The sequence below is a fragment of the Gordonia sp. NPDC062954 genome (assembly GCF_044543825.1).
Classification (GTDB): Bacteria; Actinomycetota; Actinomycetes; order Mycobacteriales; family Mycobacteriaceae; genus Gordonia; species Gordonia tangerina.
Window position 1 is genome coordinate 1 of sequence record NZ_JBITWL010000065.1, and the last position, 2,462, is coordinate 2,462.

A 2,462-nucleotide genomic window follows, 5' to 3' on the forward strand; every position below is an offset into this window, starting at 1 on the left:
CGGGTCACCCTGCGGATCGACGGCGAGTTGATCCACGCGACCAACGGCACCCACCTGATCAAGACGCTACCCAATCCTCTTGACCTAGAGAATATTCGCCGCTTGACCGGAGTTCGGGAAGCCAGCACCCCGCTGCCGCCTGCGCCACCGTCAGGGCCGCAGAGCGTGCAGCGCCGGGTTCCCAAGAGCGGTCAGATCATGGTGGCCGGCCAACGCCTCCGAGTCAGTCCGACCTACGCCGGCACCATCGTCACCATCATCGTCGACGATCACCACCTACGAGTGCTCGACGGCGCCAGAGAACTGTCACTGCACGCACGAACCACCACCAAGACCATTCGCAACTTCAACGCCCACCGGCCCCACCGCCGGTAAGCATCTCCCGAGAACACGACGTCACGCATCTCCTGAGACCGCACACGTCAGCTCATTCAAGCTCACGATGGCCGCGGTCGATCGAGTCTCCTCGTACTCTGCATACGCTCGCTCGATCTTCGAACGTGCTATACAGAAATCCATGGCCGCAGACGCCATCGCTCCTGCGAGCTGCTCCACAGCAGGCGCTCCGTTGGCATCATGTGCGAGAAAGTGCGTCCGCACGATAGTCGATGTTTCCGGAACTGTGACGGCGTCCTCGAACGCCGGCAGGAAGCTGATCAGCGAGCTGCTCGTGCCCCGAGCTAGCTCGAGGAACTGTTCGACGACCGCCGATTCGTCAATCATCACTCACCCTTGATCGCGCAGCACGTCCTCCCGCGACCGGGGAGGCACGTAGGCAGGATATCGGCGCGATAGGACATTCTGGCGGCGCCACTCGCTGGGCGCGCTGATCTGCCGCCCTCCCGGAGGTCGGCAGCCGCATGAGCAGATTGGTGACGTTCGCAGCGAGGGGGTGGGCACCCAGAAAGCCGGTCGTGATGAAACGGATGAGAGGACTCGTCATAGCGGATCTAGAGCGGGCCGTTGGTTCTGGTGTGGTCCGGACCTGAGACCGTGAGCAGCGACCCGAGCAATCGTTCCTCGGCGCGGATAGCCGCAAGCCAAGCTTTCGGCTCAGTGGGGTGCGGTCAATCTCCTCATTGAGTCGAGCCGACGATGTACGTAGGAGGAGAGCGAGAACGCGTCGTAGAAATCGTTCAGAACCTCATCATTGAAGATTCGGCTGGAGTGCGCGCGCGGGTTTCGGAAGTGCCCGTGGATCCCAACGAGCAGGCTTTTAAAGCCGCGGTGCTCGCTGATGTCGGAGTCTGATTCATGGGCGTTGATGGACCAGGCGGGATGCTCGCGATTGGTTCCGAGGACGCCGTCGTAAAGAGCTGCGCCATCACCCGCCAACCCCGTGATGCCGCGGACTCTTGCTGGGATGCTCTTCGACGCTTCCGACATTGCATGAAACAGAGAACGCCCGATGAGTTCCTCGTCGCAGTAGCGGAATAACTCGCTGTGACACCCTCGGCGCCTCAGCTCAGTTTGAAGTCGTCCGGCCAGGGCGGCACCCTCGGAGATGCTGGATGCCTTCGCTCCGGATGCGAGCTTGCCCGCTTCGTTAACTGCGTAGCCGTAGTACACGAGGAACTGGTTGAGCTGGTCGCGCAGCTCGTCGAAACGAGCTGGCTGAGCGGCATACCGGCTAGGATTCATGGCCTTTGCGATGAATCCGCCCATGACGTTGCCGGCTTGCTGTCGAACCTGGACGTTGTAGAGAGTGACGTACAGGCTGTCGCGCTTGTTGCCGCCCGGCTCACGCTGCCTGACTCCCACCATCTGGAGCAAGGAGTCGATCTCGGAACCGGTGAGTCCCGGATGATCTGTCTGCGAAAGCACGTCGCACACGCCCTTGACGAAATCCGGGGTGAAGGGAGCAATCTTCGGGGGCGTTTGTTTGGGCATAGTGGTCGACATCGAGTGGCTCTGCTCTTAGAGGCGACTGACCAAGGTCTGGCGCCTTGCGATTAGGTGTTATGACGTTCTTATCATTTCGGACGTGGGTCGGACTCGGAGACTTGGCCTACTCGTCCTCCATCACAGGCTCGGGTTGCTGACCGTGCCGTCGACGCCACAAGTCGCCCATGTCGTCGGCGAACTGGAGATCGACCCGTACGTCGGCTGCTCCGGGAGCGCTGTACATCACCTCAGCTGACTGATCACGCGCGATCACGTCAGGGTATTTGTCGACCATCTGCTTCTGCGCGTTCTGAAAAAGCGAGGAGAGGCCAGGCGCACTCATAAGGTGATCCGAGAACATCCCACCGTAGGAACCGAGGTTCACCGGAACACCGAACATCCCCGGCGGGTATATCGAGTTGGCGCGAGAGCCGATGGCATCAAGCGTTCCGCTCATCCCACCCGCCAAACCCTCACGGAAGAGTGAGGTTCCCCCCGAACCGTAGAGGCATCGATAATGAGGAGCACGATGCCAGAGAAGCGGAAGAAGTACGACCGGGAGTTTCGTGATGGGGCGG

4 protein-coding genes are annotated in these 2,462 nt (G+C 61.0%); 1 reads left to right on the forward strand and 3 read right to left on the reverse strand.

Annotated features, from left to right (window positions below):
• The coding region (locus ACIGKQ_RS25235; RefSeq protein WP_396575176.1) for a Mu transposase domain-containing protein at nucleotides 1-375 on the forward strand (375 nt) is incomplete at its 5' end.
• Nucleotides 376-396: 21 nt separating this feature from the next.
• Here the strand turns inward: ACIGKQ_RS25235 and ACIGKQ_RS25240 are convergent.
• The 3 genes from ACIGKQ_RS25240 to ACIGKQ_RS25250 form a co-directional block, all read right to left on the reverse strand.
• Entirely contained in the window at nucleotides 397-723 is a 327-nt protein-coding gene (locus ACIGKQ_RS25240; RefSeq protein ID WP_020173285.1) for a hypothetical protein, read from the reverse strand.
• Between the two features lie 330 nt (nucleotides 724-1,053).
• Complete coding sequence (locus ACIGKQ_RS25245; RefSeq protein ID WP_006370051.1) at nucleotides 1,054-1,902, reverse strand: TIGR02391 family protein; 849 nt, start codon at nucleotides 1,900-1,902, stop codon at nucleotides 1,054-1,056.
• Between the two features lie 106 nt (nucleotides 1,903-2,008).
• The coding region (locus tag ACIGKQ_RS25250; RefSeq protein WP_279941311.1) for a hypothetical protein at nucleotides 2,009-2,462 on the reverse strand (454 nt) is incomplete at its 5' end.